Origin of the sequence: Kitasatospora sp. NPDC056181, from assembly GCF_042266225.1 — a bacterium.
In the GTDB taxonomy this organism is placed as follows: Bacteria; Actinomycetota; Actinomycetes; order Streptomycetales; family Streptomycetaceae; genus Kitasatospora.
Window position 1 is genome coordinate 36,615 of the sequence record NZ_JBHJUK010000054.1, and the last position, 16,066, is coordinate 52,680.

Sequence of the window (16,066 nt, forward strand, 5' to 3'; positions counted from 1 at the left end):
GCAATATCTTCTTTGACCGCACAGGGCCACTCCCCGGCCGCCTGTGCGTTCGACTGGTGAACATCGATCGAATCGATGATCACCGGTTGCTGAAGATCTCCGGCTCCCCCGAGCCACTGCCCGGCCGCCTCGACGCTGCGGTGGCCAGGCTCGGGAGGTGCCCGGACCGGCGGCCGGCCGTAGAGGGTCGGCCGGGCCGCCACCAGGCTGCCGGTGCCGCCCCGCGAGGGGCCCGGCACCGGCGGCTCCGGGCCCCGGCCCCGAGCGGCCCCCGCCCGGCCCCCGCCCCGGTCGCGCTCGGTAGACTCGGCCAGCGTGCCAGTCCTCCTCAGCATCGTCCTCCCGGTCCACGGGGTGGAGCGCTACCTGCCCCGCTGCCTCGACTCGATCCTGGAAGCCGCTCCCGCCGGGGAGTCCCGCTTCGAGGTGATCGCGGTCGACGACCACTCCCCCGACCGCTGCGGCGCGATCCTGGACGAGTACGCGGCCCGCGACCCGCGGCTGCGCGTGCTGCAACTCACCGAGAACCAGGGCCTCGGCGGCGCCCGTACCGCGGCCCTGCCCGAGGTGCGCGGCGAGTACGTCTGGTTCGTCGACAGCGACGACTGGCTGCCCGAGGGCACCGTCCCCGCCCTCCTCGACGAGCTCGACCAGGAGCGCCGGCGCGAGACCCCGGCCGACGTGCTGCTCACCGACTTCACCCACGTCTACCCGGACGGCGGGACGGAGCCCAACCCCTGGCGCCACGTGATGGCCGGCTCCCCGCTGACCGACGGCGCCACCCTCGCCGAGCACCCGGCGCTGTTCCAGACCGTGATGTCGGTCTGGAACAAGGTCTTCCGCCGCGCGTTCCTGCTCGGCCTCGGCGTCTCCTTCGGGCGCGGCTACTACGAGGACATCTCGGTCACCTATCCCGCCCTGCTCGCGGCCGGGCGGCTGCGCTACCTCGACCGCCCCTGCTACTTCTACCGGCGCGGCCGGGCGGGCGCGATCACCTCCACCGCCTCCCCCAAGCACGCCGACGCCTTCGCCCAGTACGACGCGATCTTCGCCTTCCTCGACCGCCCCGACCGGCCCGGCCGCCCGGTGCCGGACTCGCTGCGCACCCTCGTCTTCGACCGCACCGTCAAGCAGGCGCTCACCGTCTACGACACCCCCGGGCTGGTCCCCGTGGAGCGGCGCAAGGAGTTCTTCCGCCGGATCTCCGAGCACTTCGCCCGCCACCGCCCGGCCGGCTACCGCTTCCCCGGCGGCCTGCGCGGCGTGCAGTACCGGCTGGCCGCGCGGGGTGCCCGGGTCACGTACGCGGAGCTGCGCCGCAGCGGACGGCTGCCCCGCGAGCTCAAGCGCGGGGCGCGCGCGGTCGCGCCGGCCGTGAAGAAGGGGGTCCGGAAGGGCGTGCGCAGCGGTGCGCGCTTCACCGCCTACAACGCGTTCCGCCGGCTGCCCCTGGACGAGCACCTGGCGGTCTACGCGGCCTACTGGCACCGGGGTTACGCGTGCAGCCCGGCGGCGATCTACGAGAAGGCGAAGGAGCTGGCCCCGGACGTGCGGGGCGTCTGGGTGGTGGAGAACAGCACCCAGGCGGCCACGCTGCCGGCCGGGGTCCCGTACGTGATCGTCAACACACCCGCGTACCTGAAGGCGATGGCGACGGCCAAGTACTTCGTCAACAACGTCAACTTCCCGCGGACCATGGCGAAGCGGCCGGGCACCGTGCACGTCCAGACGCAGCACGGCACGCCGCTGAAGGCGATGGGGATGGACCTCAAGGACCACCCCGTGGCGGCGGACGGGATGGACTTCGACCGCTTGCAGGAGGCCGTCGACCGCTGGGACTTCCTGGTCTCCTCCAACCCGCACACCAGCGAGCACTTCGCCCGGGCCTTCCCCGGCCGGTACGAGATGCTGGACTCCGGCTACCCGCGCAACGACCGGCTGGCCAACACCACCCCGGCCGAAACGGCCGCGATGCGCGAGCGGTTCGGCCTGGCCCCGGGCCGCACGGCGGTGCTGTACGCGCCGACGCACCGCGAGGCCAAGGGCGGGTACGTGCCGCTGCTGGACGTCCGCGAGCTGGCACGGCGGCTCGGGCCGGGCTTCACGCTGCTGGTCCGCACCCACTACTTCCACACCGGCGGCCCGGGCGACCTGACGGCGGGCGCGGGGGCCGCGGAGATCGTGGACGTCTCGGCCCACCCGACCGTGGAGGACCTCTACCTGGCGGCGGACGTGCTGGTCACGGACTACTCGTCGATGATGTTCGACTACGCGGTGCTGGACCGGCCGGTGGTGATCTTCGCGCCGGACTGGGACGAGTACCGCACGAACCGCGGCGTCTACTTCGACCTGTTCGAGCAGCCGCCGGGCGCGGTCACGGTGGACCCCGACGGGCTGGCGAAGGCGCTGCTGGCGGGCGACCCGGACCCGGACGCGCGGGCGCGGTTCCGCGAGCGGTTCTGCCCGTGGGACGACGGCGGGGCGTCGGAGCGGGTGGTCCGCCGGGTGTTCCCGGTCCGGGGCTGAGGCCTTCACCGCCCGGCCGGCCGGGCCGTCGCGCCGGGCCACCGGGCCACGGGCCCGCCGGGCCCCGGTAAGGCGAAGGGCGGGGCCCCGGGAGTCCCGGAGCCCCGCCCGCGCGGCCTCGGCCGACTCAGCCCTGGCGCGCGGCCAGGAACTCGTCGAAGGTCAGCTCGCCGTCGTGGTTGGTGTCCATCTGCTTGATGATGGCCTCGGCCATCGAGATCGACGTGGTGAGGTCGCCGAGCTCACGCGCGACCTTGGCGTACTCGGCGGCGGTGATCCGGCCGTTGCCGTTCACGTCGAACTTGTCGAAGGCCGCGCGGATGGTGTCGACGTCTGCCATGGGTAGGCCCCTCCTGAGGGAACTGATGAACTGCTGAACTGCTGATCCGCCGATCACGACGACCTGCTGATCTGTCTTTCTTTCCGACGGCGGTACCCTACCCGGCCGTGGCGAGCGCCACGGCCTCCGGGAGTGGACGGCCTCGGGGGTGGGTGTCGTAGTCTGCGGGTCTGATTCCCGGCCCTGCCGGGGACGGACGGACCGTCGGTAGTCGAATGTTCAAGCCCGGGCTCCTCCCGGGCGTGCTCGTCCTGGGAGGGACCATGCTCGATCTCGTCACCAAGCTGGTGCTGAAACCGCTCGCGCGGGGGATCTGGCGGCCCACCATCGAGGGCCTGGAGAACGTGCCGCGCAAGGGCGGCGTGATCCTGGCCAGCAACCACCTCTCCTTCATCGACAGCGTGGTCATCCCGATGACCGCCCCGCGCCGGGTGCACTTCCTGGCCAAGGCCGAGTACTTCACCGGCCCCGGGCTGAAGGGCGCGCTGTCCCGGGGCTTCTTCGAGGCGATCGGCGCGGTGCCGGTCGAGCGCGGCACCTACCGCTCGGCGCAGGCCTCGCTGGAGTCGGCGCTGGAGATCCTGGAGGACGGCAAGGCCTTCGGCATCTACCCGGAGGGCACCCGCTCGCTCGACGGCCGCCTCTACCGCGGCAAGACCGGCGTGGCCTGGCTGGCGCTCACCGCCGGTGTCCCGGTGGTGCCGGTGGCACTGGAGGGACCGGAGCAGATCCTGCCGGTCGGCAAGCGCGTCCCCCGCATCCGCAAGGTGACGGTCCGCTTCGGCGAGCCCCTGCACTTCGACGAGCTGCACGGCCAGGCCCGTTCGCTCAAGGCCCGCCGCCAGGTCACCGACGAGGTGATGCGGGCGATCCAGGAGCTCTCCGGCCAGGAGGTCGCGGAGACCTACAACGAGATCCCCAAGGCGGCCTGAGGGCCCCGACGCCCGCCGGTCCCGGGTGCCCACAGCACACCGGGCCGACAGCACGCGGGACCGACGGCCCGCAGGACGGACAGCACGCCGCCCCGGCAACGCAGCGGCCGTTACGCGCGCCCCGGCGCCGCGGCCACCGGTGCCTCGCGGCGCAGCAGCGCGGCGTAGCGGCCGTCCGCCTCGACCAGTTGGTCGTGGGTGCCCAGCTCGGCCACCTCCCCGCGGTCCAGCACGACGATCTGGTCCGCGGCCCGGACGGTGGAGAGCCGGTGCGCGATGGTGATGGTAGTCCGGCCGGCCGCGAGGGTGTCGATGGCCTGCTGGACGGCGTGCTCGGTGCGGTTGTCCAGCGCGCTGGTGGCCTCGTCCAGGATCAGCACCGGCGGGTTGCGCAGAATGGTCCGGGCGAGCGCGAGGCGCTGCTTCTCCCCTCCCGAGAAGCGGTAGCCGCGCTCGCCGACCAGGGTGTCGTAGCCGTCGGGCAGGCCGGCGATGGTGTCGTGGATCTGCGCGGCCCCGGCGGCGGCGACCAGTTCGGCGTCGGTGGCGTCCGGCTTGGCGAAGCGCAGGTTGTCGGCGACCGAGGCGTGGAAGAGGTACGTCTCCTGGGAGACCACGCCGACCGCGCGGGACAGCGTGTCGAAGGAGAGGTCGCGGACGTCCACGCCGTCGATGGTGACCCGGCCGCCGGTCACGTCGTAGAGGCGCGGGACGAGGTAGCTGAGGGTGGTCTTGCCGGAGCCCGTCTCGCCGACCACGGCGAGTGAGCTGCCGGCCGGCACCTTGAGCTCGACCCCGGACAGCGTCGGCCGCTCCTGCTCCGGGTCGTAGCGGAAGTCGACGCCCTCGAACCGGACCTCGCCGCGGAGCCCCTCCAGCTCCACGGGCTGCTCGGGCTCGGCGATCTCCACCGGGAGGTCGAGGTACTCGAAGATGCGGTGGAACAGCGCCAGTGAGGTCTGCACCTGCACGCCGGTGGAGAGCAGGCTGACGGTCGGGCGGAAGAGCCCCTGCTGGAGCGAGACGAAGGCGACCAGGGTGCCGACGGAGACGATCGGCGCGCCGTCGGCCGCGGCCAGGCCGGCCGCCCAGTAGATCACCGCCGGCATCGCGGCCATCACGATCTGGATGGTGTTCATCCGCCAGCGCCCCGCCATGCTGGCGCGCACCTCCAGCTCGGCCAGCTCGTCGGACTGCCCGGTGAACTCCTTGGCCAGCGAGTCGGAGCGGCCCATCGTGCGGCCGAGCAGGATGCCGCTGACCGACAGCGACTCCTGCACCGCCGAGCTCATCGCGGCGAGCTGCTTCTGCCGCTCGGCGGTGATCTTCTTGCGCTCGTTGCCGACCCGCCGGCTGATCCAGACGAACAGCGGCAGGAGCAGCAGCGAGACCACGGTGAGCCGCCAGTCCAGCGCCACCATCGCGACCACGGAGGCGATCACGCTCGTGAAGTTGGAGACCAGCGAGGTGGCGGTGGAGGTCACGGTGGACTGCATGCCGCCGATGTCGTTGGCGATCCGGGACTGCACCTCGCCGGTGCGGGTCCGGGTGAAGAAGGCCAGCGACATCCGCTGGAGGTGTCCGTAGACGGCGGTGCGCAGGTCGTGCATGACGCGCTGGCCGACGGTGGTGGAGATCAGCGTCTGGAGGACGTTGAAGATGCTGTTGACCACGGCGGCGGCGATCATGCCGAGCGCGAGCAGGCTCAGCAGACCGGTGCGGCCTTGCGGGATGGCGGTGTCCAGGACGGCCCTGAGCAGGAACGGCGATATCACCGACACCACGGCGGAGGCGGCCACCAGCAGGCCGACCACGACGAGCCGGCCCGTGTACGGGCGGAACAGCGTGAGGATGCGGCGCCACTGGGCCGGCGGGCGCGGTTCGTCCGCGGCCCGGTCGGGCGGGGTCCATCGGATGCCATCGGGCCTCAAGGGCGGTCCTCCCTGGATCGGATGCGCGAACGCGCGGCGGGCACGACGCCGCACGGGCGCGCGGCGGGCACGGCGGGCATGGCGGTCGGGCGGCCGCCAGCATAGCGAGAATAGCTCATAGTTAGCGAAGCTAATAGTGAGGCTCGCTCTATTCCCGGGCGGAGCCCCGGCTCCGCCCTCCGCCCCGGCCCCGACCCCGACCGCCCCGACCCCCCGCGGCCCCCGCGGCCGCCTCGCGCGCCCGCCCCCGGGCCCCGCGGCCCGCTAGTTGGTCCGGTAGGTGCGCGCCGCCTTCGAGGACAGCCCGCCGAGCTTGCCGGACGGCAGCAGGCGGGCGATCGCCACCGCGATCTTGTAACGCTTGCCCGGGACGGACAACGAGCGGCCGCGGGCCAGGTCGCGCATCGCCTCGTCGACCACCCGCTCGGCGGACAGCCAGCCCCAGGACGGGATGTTGCCCGTCCCCATGCCGGCCCGCTGGTGGAACTCGGTCCGGGTGAAGCCCGGGCTGAGCGCCATCAGCCGCACCCCGGCACCGCCGAGGTCGCGCTGCACGCCCTGGGTGAAGCTCACCACCCACGCCTTGCTCGCGCCGTACGTGCCGCGCGGGAGGAAGGCCGCCACCGAGGCCACGTTGACGATCGCGCCGCGGCGCCGCTCGCGCATGCCCGGCAGGGCGGCGGTGGTGAGCCTGAGGATCGCCTCCACGTGCACCTTCAGCATGTCCAGCTCGTCCTGGAGCGGGACGGTCAGGAAGGCGCCCTTGTTGCCGAAGCCCGCGTTGTTCACCAGCAGGTCCACCGGGCGGGCGCCGTCGGCCAGCCGCGCCTCCACGGCGGCGATGCCGTCCTCGGTGGCGAGGTCGGCGGTCAGCACCTCGGTGTCGACGCCGTACTTCGCTTGCAGGTCGGCGGCGGAACGCTCCAGCCGCTCGGTGTCTCGGGCCACCAGGACGAGCTGGTAGCCGCTCCGGGCGAGCCGGCGGGCGAACGCGGCTCCGATGCCGGCGGTCGCGCCGGTGATCAAGGCAGTGGTCATGCCCCTGACCGTACCGACTACGCCCGGCGACGGGTACCGCAATCCGCGACGCGCCCCGGTCCGGCCGGCCGCGCGCCGGGCTCCGCCCCTGCGCCGACCTCCCGCACCGGGCAACGGACTTCGTCGCCGGTCACGCAGCGTACCGGGGTGGCATCAGACGGTTCGCACCCGTATCGTCGGTAGAGGGGCATCGCCGGGCCAGGCGATGACATCTTCGATGAGGAGGCACCTGATGCTTGCTCAGACCACGCGCACCACGAGGGCCCCGCTTGCCACGCCGGCCGAGGCCGACGCGCTCGGCACGCTGATGACGGAGGACGAGGCTGCCGTCAGCGACGCGCCCACGTACTGCCCCGAAGCCGCCGGCGTGCTGCTCGCCCTCCTGCTGCTGTCGCCGAAGCAGCCCAAGGAGAAGACCCGGTAGGCCACCGGACGCACCGGTCTCCAGAACAGGAGAAGTCAATCCTCATGCCGTTCGCCGACACCTCCCTCCGTGACGAGTACGCCGCGGCCGTCGAGCGAGTGGCGGGCCGGGTCCTCGACGCCCTCCGGGGCGGCGGGGGCCCGGCCGCGCCCGCCCGGCCCGACGGCAGCGCACCGCCCTCCGGTGCGGCCCTTCCCGGTGGACCGGGGCCGACCGGGGAACCGGCCCTGACCGGCGACCCCCGGGAACCGGCCCTGACCGGTGAACCCTCGCCGACCAGGGCGGAGTTGGCGGCCGTCCGGATCCTCGGGCCGGACGCCTTCGCCCCCGGGCTGCTCGACGGCCGGGCCCCTGACGCGGCGACCGCCCTCGTGGTGGCGCAGGCCCTCGACATGTTCCCCTCCACCGGCACCACGGCCACCGCTGCCACCGCCGCCGCCGGCACCCGGCCCGAGGCCGCGCTCGTCACCGCCTGGCGCGACCGGGCCACCGCCCAGCTGCTCACCCGGGCCGGAGCGCCGACCACACCGTCCGCCGCCGTGACCGCCGAGCACGTACCCGGCGCCGTCCCGGGGCCCGGAGAACTCGGCTGGCCCCGCTGGTCGGTGATGATGGCCCAGCTCTCCTCGCTCGCGCTGCCCGGACTGGACGGCCCGGTCCACGAACTGGCGCGCCGCAACGACCTGGCCCTGGCCCGCGGAGCCGTCCGGTCGATGCTGCGTCGCGACCACCGGACCGCAGCCCGCCTCGCCCGCTGGCTGGCCCGGACCGGGGCGGACGGCGTCCCGGCCCGGCTCGACCTCGCCCCGGTCCTCGACCGGATCCGGGCGGCCGGCGACGGCAGTGCCCGCTCCGCACTCGAGGTCGCCATCGCCGAGCGCATGCTGAAAGGAGTGCCGGCATGACCGCACCCGCCGTCCTGCGCACCGCGCAACAGGTCTCCTCCGGCGCCCTGCGCTGGCTGCACGGCTGCTACGAGAACGGCCTCGGCCGCTTCCCCGAGGACGCCACCATCGACCTGGCCGACCCCAACAACGTCTACAAGCCGCTCGGCGAGGCCGCGTTGGCGACCGGACTGCTGCTGCGCGAGGGGGTCGGCGGCGCGGAGGACAGCCGGATCGCCCGCCGCGTCCTCGACCTCTGCTGGGCGGAGCTGCGCGAGGGGGACCTGCTCTACGAACGGCAGTTGCGCTACCCGCTGATGACCGACCCGCTGGAGGTCTACGTCCACTTCGCCCGGGCCGGCTACCGCCACCGCGTCCTCGAAGGGCTGCTGGAGTCGCTGGCCGGGCTCCGCGCCGTCCAGGCCATGGAGCTCCTGCCCAACCGCCGCCTCGCGGTGGCCAACGCGCGCCGGGTGGTCGGGCTGGCCCGGCAGCCGGACTGGTCCGCCCTGGCCTCCGCCACCTGGCTGGGCGCCACGCCGGAACCCTGGATGATCGACTGGCTCACCGCCTACGACGTCACCCACACGGTCTTCCACCTCACGGACTGGGGCGCCCGGCCCGACGGCCTGCCCGCCCCGATGCGCGACTACCTGGGCGACTGGCTGCCCGCCTGGCTGGACATCTGGCAGGAGATCGGCCAGTGGGACCTGGTCGGCGAACTGCTCGTCGTCGCCGCCTGCATCGGCGAGCCCGACACCGGCGCGTCCGGGTGGCAGGCGCTGGCCGCCGCCCAGCGGGCGGACGGCCTGGTGCCGCGCGACACCGACCCGATCACCGACGACCCCGAGCAGCTGCTCACCGACCACGGTCACACCGCCGTCGTCACCGTGGTGGCCGCCACCACCACCCTCGCCCGCGCACTCGGCGGCGCGTCCGTGGCGGCCTAGGTGGAACGGCCGCCCGGCGAGGCGGAGTTGGACGGGATCGTCCGGGCCGCCGCGCCGTACGCGACCGCCGTCACCCTGGCGGTGGTGGCCGGCGACCGGCAGGCCGTCCACTGCCACGGGCGGCTCGGCCGGGACACCGCCGCGCCCTGCACTCCGGAGACCGTCTTCGAACTCGGCTCCGTCACCAAGACGTTCACCGCCCTGCTGCTCGCGACCATGGCCGCGCGCGGCGAACTCGCGCTGGACGACCCGGTGGAGCGCCACCTCCCCCGTCACTGGCGGCCCGCCGCCGTCCGCTCCGGCGCGCCGATCCGGCTGCTGCACCTGGCCACCCACACCTCGGGGCTCCCCCGGCTGCCGCCCGGGTTGCTGGCCGGCGCCCTCCCCGCCTTCTTCAGCAACCCCTACGCCGCCTTCGGGGACGAGCAGTTGAGGTCGGGACTGACCAGAACCACCGTTCACCACCGGCCCGGCAGCTACTTCGCCTACTCCAACTACGGCGTCGGGCTGCTCGGCCGGCTGCTCGCCGAAACCGGCGCCGGCACCTACGCCGAACTGCTCGCCGACCGCGTCTGCCGCCCGCTCGGACTGCGCTCCGCCACCACCGGCCGCGACACCCCGGGCCGGGCCACCGGCCACCGCCGTGGCCGCCCGCTGCCACCCTGGCACATCCCCGGCCTGCCGGGCGCCGGCGCCGTCCGGGCGGGCGGCGCCGACCTGCTGCGCTATCTCCGGGCCCACCTCTCGCCGGGCGGGTGCGAGTTGGGCGCCGCCCTGCGCGACGTCCAGCGCCCCCGGCTGCGCCTGCCCCGCTCGGCCGACCAGCTGGCCCTGGTCTGGAACCACCGCCGGATCGAGGGCCGCGACCTCTACTTCCACTCCGGCGCCACCCGCGGCTTCACCGCCTTCGTCGGCTTCTGCCCCCGGTCCGCCACGGCGGTCGCCGCCCTCGCCAACTGTGGCCCCGCCCTGGACGGCCGGTTCGTCCAGGGCGGGTACGAGGTGCTGAAGAGGCTCTCGCACGAGCGGGGTTGACGGCCGACGGGACCGCCGCCCGGCCCCGGTTCAGGGGCCGCCGCTCACTGCTTCGCCGAGCGGGCGGCGCTGTCGGCCGCTCCGCCGGCGCCGACGGGGCGCAGGCGGGTGGCGGCGGTGGCGGCCAGCTGCGGGGCGAGCCTGGCGACGTCGCGGGAGCCGACGGCGGCGATCACCAGGGGCAGGATCGCCCGGACCGGCTGCATGCCGCGCAGCCAGGCCTGGGCGTAGACGTGGGCGGAGCGGCGGGCGATGCCGGCGACCAGGCGGTCCACGGCCGGGCCGAGCGGGTAGGTCTTGTTGGCGGGCCAGGGCAGCCGGGAGCGCATCTGCCTGAGCACCGCGTCCTGGTCGGCGCCGCGCACCATGTCGGTGTCGGTCCAGCTCAGGTAGCCGACACCGACCTTGACGCCCTGATGGGCGACCTCGGCGCGGATCGAGTGCGCGAAGGCCTCGACGCCGGACTTGCTCGCGCAGTACGCGCTCATCAGCGGGGCGGGGGTGAGCGCGGCCAGCGAGGCGATCTGGAGCAGGTAGCCGCGGCTCTCGGCGAGGGCCGGGAGGAAGGCGCGGGCTGTGGCGACGCTGCCGAGCAGGTTGACCTCGATCACCCGGCTGAACGCCTTGTGGTCGCTGTCCAGCAGCGGGCCGCCGATGGCGATGCCGGCGTTGGCGACGACGGCGTCGATCCGGCCGTAGTGCTCCTTGATCAGCCGGGCGGTCTCGGTGAGCGCCTCGACGTCGGTGACGTCGGCCTCCCAGGCGGTGGCGGACGGGCCGCAGAGCGCGGCGACGGCCTTGAGCTCGGCCGGCTCCAGGCCGAGCAGCGCGACCTTGGCACCCTGGGCGGTGAGCTTGCGGGCGAGGGCGGCGCCGACGCCGCGCGCGGCACCCGTGACGACGACGACCTGAGCGGACAGCGGCGGAACGGCACTCATGCGGTCAGGCTCCTCTGCTGGCTGGGGAGTCGGGTCGCCGCCAGGTGGGCGGCGGCCATCCGGTCGATCTCGGCGGCGACCTCGACGGGCCGCTCCAGTGGTGCCATGTGGCCGACGCCGGGCAGCAGGAGCAGGCCCTGCGGGTCGGACAGCGCGGCGACCATCCGGTGGGAGTGCACCGGCGGGGTCATGCGGTCGTCGGTGCCGACCACGACGGCGGTCGGCGCGGCGAGCCTCGCCAGCCCGGCCCGGACGTCGAGCACGTCCAGCACGCCCGCCCACGAGGCCCGGACCGCGGTCGGGCAGGCGTGCACGATCCGGGCCGTCGCCTCGACCTGGTCGGCGGGCGAACCCGGGCCCATCGTCGCGTACTTGAGCGCGGCGCGGCTGACCGGTCCGACCGGTCCCAGCGGCAGGCGGGAGCGGAGCAGCCGGCGGTGCAGGAGACGGCGCAGCCGCGGCGCGCGGACCGCGTCGGGCAGCACCCGCAGTTCGGCGACCAGGTCGGACGGGCCGGTGGAGACCAGCACCGCGGCGGCGGTCCGCCCGGCGACCTCGGGACGCCCGCCGGCGGCCATGATCGTCATGCCGCCCATGCTGTGGCCGACGAGGACGGCGCGCTCCCCCTCGGGGACCGTCCGGGTGAGCACCGCGGAGAGGTCCTCGGCGAGCGCGCGGGTGGAGTAGCGCAGCCGGCTGGGCGGGAGCTCGCTGCGGCCGTGGCCGCGCTGGTCGTACGCCACCACCCGGTAGCGGTCGGCGAGCCGTCGGATCACCGGTGCCCAGAAGGCCGTCGAGCAGGTCCAGCCGTGGGCGAGCAGGACGGTCGGGGCGGCCGGCTGCCCGTGGATCTCGACGTGCAGGCGGATGCCGTCGGCCGAGCGGACGTCCAACTCCTCGACGGGGGCGGGCGGTACGTGGTCGGCGGGGATCGCGGGGCTCACGCCAGGGCCTCCTCGGTCTCGGCCGGGCGCGGCGCCGGAGTGGTGCGCATGATCAGCTCGTACTCGCCGAGGTCGACCTTGCGGGTGGCGCGGCGGAAGGCGGTGGTCGATCCGGGCCAGAGCACGGTGTTCTTCCCGCTCGGGTCGAGGTACCAGCTGCGGCAGCCGCCGGTGGTCCAGACGGTGCGGTCCATCCGGTGCTGGAGTTCGAGGTTCCAGTGCCGCTGGGCCCGTTCGGTGGGCTGCATCGCGGTGGCGCCGATCGAGCCGAGCGTGGTGAGCGCGTCGACCAGGTAGTTCAGCTGGGACTCGATCATCAGGATCATCGAGCTGTTGCCCAGACCGGTGTTGGGGCCGATGACGAAGAAGAGGTTGGGGAATCCGCGGACGGTGGAGCCGCGCAGCGCCTCCATGCCGTCCTTCCAGTGCTCCGCCAGGCTCGTGCCGTCGACGCCGAACACCCGGGCGCCGATGGGCATGTCGGTGACGTGGAAGCCGGTGCCGAAGACGATCGCGTCCACCTCGTGCTCGCTGCCGTCGGCCGCGACGAGGGTGGAGCCGCGCACCTCGCGCAGGCCGGAGGCCACCACTTCGGTGTTGGCGGCGGCGAGCGCCGGGTAGTACGTGTTGCTGAGCAGGATGCGCTTGCAGCCGATCCGGTAGTCCGGGGTGAGCTTGGCGCGCAGCGCCGGGTCGGCGACGCCCTGGGCGATGTGCCGTTCGGCGAGCTGCTGGACCACCTTCAGCAGGCCGGGGCGGCGGACGAAGGCGTCCACCTGGAGCTCGCGGAGGGCGAACAGGGCGCCGCGGCGGAGCTTGGCGGTGACGGGCAGCCGGCCGTGCAGCCACTTCTCGATCTCGGTGATCTCGCGGTCGCGGCGGGGCAGCACCCAGGCCGGCGTGCGCTGGAACACCGTCAGCCGGCCGGCCTTCGGCTGGATCTCGGGGATGATCTGGGCGGCGGAGGCGCCGGTGCCGACCATGGCGATCCGCCGGCCGGCGAGGTCGTAGTCGTGGTCCCAGCGGGAGGAGTGGAACACCTTGCCGGGGAAGGCGTCCAGGCCCGGCAGGTCCGGGATCTGCGGGTCTGCGAGCGGGCCGGCGGCGGAGACCACGGCGTCGGCGGTCCACTCGCCGGCCGTGGTGGTGACCCGCCAGCGGGTGTGCTCCGCCTCCCAGCGCGCCTCGGTGACCTCGGTGTGGAAGCGCAGGTGCGGACGGAGGCCGAAGACGTCGGCGACCTTCTCCAGGTAGGCGCGGATGTCGGGCTGGCCGGAGAAGCTGCGCGGCCAGTCGGGGTTGGGCGCGAAGGAGAAGGAGTACAGGTGGGAGGGGACGTCGCAGGCGCAGCCGGGGTAGCTGTTGTCCCGCCAGGTGCCGCCGACCGAGTCGGCGCGCTCCAGGATCACGAAGTCGGTGATGCCGGCCCGGCGCAGCCGGACGCCGGCGCCGAGGCCGCCGAAGCCGGAGCCGATGACCGCCACCCGGACGTGCGGGACGGGCCGGGCGGCCTCGGCCCGGGAGTCCCGGCCGGGCGCGCCGGGGCTGGGGCGCTTGCTCGTGGATGCCATTCGGCGTCCTCCTGAGGGTGGGGGCCTGAGGTGCGCACTCGCTGCGACGTGCCGCCTTCATGGTGCCGTGACACCGTCGCCATAACCATGCCAGCAATCACTGGCACGATTGGCAGGTTAGCCCGTGCCGACAGCGGAGGGAAGGAGTCCGGCCGCCCCACTTCCACGATCGGCGGTCCTATGCTGAGCGCCGTGGACAGGGTCAGAGCAGCTACGGGCGACGGGAAGCGCGAGTACCGGGTGGAGGAGCTGGCCGAGGCGGCCGGCATCACCACCCGCACCCTGCGTTTCTACCGCGAGCGCAAGCTGCTCCAGCCGCCGCGCAAGGAGGGCCGGATCGCCTGGTACGGCGAGGCGCACCTGGCCCGCCTCCGGGTGATCGCCGAACTGCTGGAGCGCGGCCACACGCTGGGCGGCATCGCCGAGCTGATCGGAGCCGGAGAGAGCGGCCGGGACGTCGCCGAGCTGATCGGACTGGAGGCCGCGATCATCGCGCCGTGGTCCGACGAGACGCCGGTCCACGTGGACTGGGCCGAACTGCGGGCCACCTTCGGCGACCAGCTCACCGAGGAGACCACGGCCGAGTCGATCGCCCAGGGCTACGTCACGCCGGACGAGGACGGGATCACCCACGTCAGCCGCCGGCTGATGGACGCGACCACGGCCCTGGTCGCCGAGGGCGTGCCGCTCGCGGTCGTCCTGGAGGCCAGCCGGCGCACCCAGGAGCACGTGGACGCGATCGCGGAGATCTTCACCGCACTGGTCCGCGACCGGATCCTCGGCGCGCTCGCCGCCGACGCCCCGCTGCCGCCCGGCGAGGCGGCCCGCCTGACCGAGCAGATCCTGCGGGTGCGCCCGCTCGCCCGGACCGTCACGGACGCCCAGTTCGCGCTGGCGATGGACCGGCGGGTGCACGCCGAGTACGACGAGCTGCTGCGGCAGCGGCTGGAGCAGCGGGAGGAGGGGGACGCTGCGGAGGGCTGAACCCCCGGCGGCCGCCGCGCGCGCCCGCCCCGCCGCCACTCCCGTACGCCCCCGCGCCCGAGGCGTGGCCGCGGCCGTCGGCGGGCAGGGATCGGGGCGCCTCGCCGCCTTCCGCAACGGAGTCGCCCCGATGCCGTCCGCTCTGCCCGCCGATCCCGAACCCGACCCGGCGCCCGACCCCGCCCGCCACGGCCTCCGCCGCCGCAGCCTCCTCGCCCTCGCCTCCGGCCTCGCGCTCGCCGCCTGCGGATCGAACGGCTCCGACGGGCCCGCCCGCGCGGGCGGCCCGGGGAGCGCGGACGGCGGCACCCGCACCGTCCGGCACGCGCGCGGCGAGAGCACCGTGCCCGCCCGCGCCGCCCGCGTCGTCGTGCTGGACACCGACGCCCTGGACTCGGCCGTCACCCTCGGCGTCACCCCGGTCGGCGCCACCGTCGTCGCCGAGGGTGCGCCGCTCTCCGGGTACCTGCCGGCCGCGCGGCTGGCCGGGACCAGGACCGTCGGCACCATCGGCCAGCCCGACCTGGAGGCCGTGGCCGCGCTGAGGCCGGACCTCATCCTGAGCAACCAGGTCCGGGACGACAAGCGGTACGACGAGCTGTCGAAGATCGCACCGACCGTGCTGACCAGGACCACCGGACCGGCCTGGAAGGAGAACGTGCGGCTGCACGCCGAGGCGCTCGGCCGCGAGAGCGAGGCCGCCGCGGCGGAGGCGGCGTACCGGGCCAGGGCCGCGGAGCTGGTCGCCGCGCTCGGCGGGCCGCAGAAGGCGGCGGCCACCCGGGTGGAGCTGGCCCGTTTCCTGGCGGGCGCGCCCACCCGGCTCTACCTGAACGACACCTTCGCCGGCTCGGTCTTCAAGGACCTCGGCCTCGGCCGCCCCGCCAACCAGGACAAGGCCGGCTTCTCGATCGAGATCAGCCCGGAGCAGGTCGACCAGGCGGCCGCCGACGTCATCTTCTACTCGGTCTACGGCGACCCGGCCCGGTCCGACCAGAAGAAGATCATGGCGGGCCCGCTCTGGAAGAACCTGGACGCGGTGCGCGGCGGGCGGGTCTTCGCGGTGGACGACGGCCTCTGGATGCTGGGCATCGGCTACACCGGGGCCGGCCTGGTCCTGGACCAGATCCGCAGGGACCTCGTCGGTTGAGACGAGCCTTCGGCGGCGGGCCACCGGCCCCGTTGGCCGGTCCTCCAAGCCGGTCGATCACCTTGCCCCGAATGCGCTGGGTGATCGTACGGTTACCCGGGGGATCATCCGGGCCGTACGGTCGGAGCTCACCCGCGGGCCGCAGTCACCAGGCCGGGCCGGTGGTGGGAGGCGGGCGCCCACCCCGGCTCCGTGTGGGGGTTCGGCAGGATGTCCGTGGTCACGAAGTTCCGTTCGGCGGCACAGCTGACGGGTGGTGGGGTGCTGGTCTGGTCGCTGCTGGGCCGGCTGCCGAACGCGATGTGCCCGATCGGCACGCTGCTGCTGGTCACCCGGAACACCGGCAGCGTCTGGCGCGGCTCGGTGGTCGCCGGGGCGCTGGCCGTCGGGCAGGCGGTCGGCGGTCCGCTGGTCGGCCT

General features: G+C 74.3%; 14 protein-coding genes and 1 pseudogene. 9 read left to right on the plus strand and 6 right to left on the minus strand.

The window, feature by feature from the left end; genetic code table 11:
• The first annotated feature begins 315 nt into the window (after positions 1-315).
• A complete protein-coding gene (locus ACFC1F_RS21225; protein ID WP_376160271.1) occupies positions 316-2,526 on the plus strand; it encodes a CDP-glycerol glycerophosphotransferase family protein in 2,211 nt (736 codons plus the stop codon).
• A gap of 127 nt (positions 2,527-2,653) precedes the next feature.
• Here the strand turns inward: ACFC1F_RS21225 and ACFC1F_RS21230 are convergent, their stop codons facing one another.
• Positions 2,654-2,866, minus strand: coding sequence for an EF-hand domain-containing protein (locus tag ACFC1F_RS21230; protein WP_209409183.1), 213 nt, complete (start codon positions 2,864-2,866; stop codon positions 2,654-2,656).
• Positions 2,867-3,129: 263 nt separating this feature from the next.
• Between ACFC1F_RS21230 and ACFC1F_RS21235 the strand changes: the two genes are divergently transcribed.
• Positions 3,130-3,798: a lysophospholipid acyltransferase family protein gene (locus tag ACFC1F_RS21235; protein WP_376160273.1), complete on the plus strand. Its 669-nt coding sequence runs from the start codon at positions 3,130-3,132 to the stop codon at positions 3,796-3,798.
• 110 nt (positions 3,799-3,908) lie between these two features.
• Here ACFC1F_RS21235 and ACFC1F_RS21240 read toward each other — a convergent pair whose 3' ends face one another.
• Entirely contained in the window at positions 3,909-5,729 is a 1,821-nt protein-coding gene (locus ACFC1F_RS21240; RefSeq protein WP_376160275.1) for an ABC transporter ATP-binding protein, read from the minus strand.
• 264 nt (positions 5,730-5,993) lie between these two features.
• Positions 5,994-6,767, minus strand: a complete 774-nt coding sequence (locus ACFC1F_RS21245) for an SDR family NAD(P)-dependent oxidoreductase (protein WP_376160277.1) — start codon at positions 6,765-6,767, stop codon at positions 5,994-5,996.
• Positions 6,768-6,999: 232 nt separating this feature from the next.
• Here ACFC1F_RS21245 and ACFC1F_RS21250 point away from each other — a divergent pair, with 232 nt between their 5' ends.
• From ACFC1F_RS21250 to ACFC1F_RS21265, 4 genes are read left to right on the plus strand one after another with little or no spacing between them, the layout of a single operon-like run.
• On the plus strand, positions 7,000-7,191 hold the full coding sequence (locus tag ACFC1F_RS21250; RefSeq protein WP_209409192.1) for a hypothetical protein: 192 nt from the start codon (positions 7,000-7,002) through the stop codon (positions 7,189-7,191).
• A gap of 44 nt (positions 7,192-7,235) precedes the next feature.
• Complete coding sequence (locus tag ACFC1F_RS21255) at positions 7,236-8,096, plus strand: hypothetical protein (protein ID WP_376160279.1); 861 nt, start codon at positions 7,236-7,238, stop codon at positions 8,094-8,096.
• Positions 8,093-9,025, plus strand: coding sequence for a DUF6895 family protein (locus tag ACFC1F_RS21260; RefSeq protein ID WP_376160281.1), 933 nt, complete (start codon positions 8,093-8,095; stop codon positions 9,023-9,025). The genes ACFC1F_RS21255 and ACFC1F_RS21260 overlap by 4 nt, the downstream gene beginning before the upstream one ends.
• On the plus strand, positions 9,026-10,060 hold the full coding sequence (locus ACFC1F_RS21265; RefSeq protein WP_376160283.1) for a serine hydrolase domain-containing protein: 1,035 nt from the start codon (positions 9,026-9,028) through the stop codon (positions 10,058-10,060). It abuts the gene before it with no gap.
• A gap of 44 nt (positions 10,061-10,104) precedes the next feature.
• Here the strand turns inward: ACFC1F_RS21265 and ACFC1F_RS21270 are convergent, their stop codons facing one another.
• Genes ACFC1F_RS21270 through ACFC1F_RS21280 form a run of 3 tightly spaced genes read right to left on the minus strand, consistent with a single transcriptional unit; the run spans position 10,105 to position 13,513 of the window.
• Complete coding sequence (locus ACFC1F_RS21270) at positions 10,105-10,998, minus strand: SDR family oxidoreductase (protein ID WP_376160285.1); 894 nt, start codon at positions 10,996-10,998, stop codon at positions 10,105-10,107.
• The gene (locus ACFC1F_RS21275) at positions 10,995-11,942 is read right to left on the minus strand and encodes an alpha/beta fold hydrolase (RefSeq protein WP_376160287.1); all 948 of its coding nucleotides are present in this window, start codon (positions 11,940-11,942) and stop codon (positions 10,995-10,997) included. The genes ACFC1F_RS21270 and ACFC1F_RS21275 overlap by 4 nt, the downstream gene beginning before the upstream one ends.
• Positions 11,939-13,513 (minus strand): flavin-containing monooxygenase, encoded by a 1,575-nt coding sequence (locus ACFC1F_RS21280; protein WP_376160289.1) that lies wholly within the window; start codon positions 13,511-13,513, stop codon positions 11,939-11,941. Before ACFC1F_RS21280 ends, ACFC1F_RS21275 begins: the two co-directional genes overlap by 4 nt.
• A 180-nt stretch (positions 13,514-13,693) precedes the next feature.
• Here ACFC1F_RS21280 and ACFC1F_RS21285 point away from each other — a divergent pair, with 180 nt between their 5' ends.
• The 3 genes and pseudogenes from ACFC1F_RS21285 to ACFC1F_RS21295 form a co-directional block, all read left to right on the plus strand.
• The gene (locus ACFC1F_RS21285; RefSeq protein WP_376160291.1) at positions 13,694-14,497 is read left to right on the plus strand and encodes a MerR family transcriptional regulator; all 804 of its coding nucleotides are present in this window, start codon (positions 13,694-13,696) and stop codon (positions 14,495-14,497) included.
• 130 nt (positions 14,498-14,627) lie between these two features.
• Positions 14,628-15,647, plus strand: a complete 1,020-nt coding sequence (locus ACFC1F_RS21290) for an ABC transporter substrate-binding protein (RefSeq protein ID WP_376160293.1) — start codon at positions 14,628-14,630, stop codon at positions 15,645-15,647.
• A gap of 210 nt (positions 15,648-15,857) precedes the next feature.
• A pseudogene (locus ACFC1F_RS21295) lies at positions 15,858-16,066 on the plus strand (MFS transporter); the annotation flags it as partial.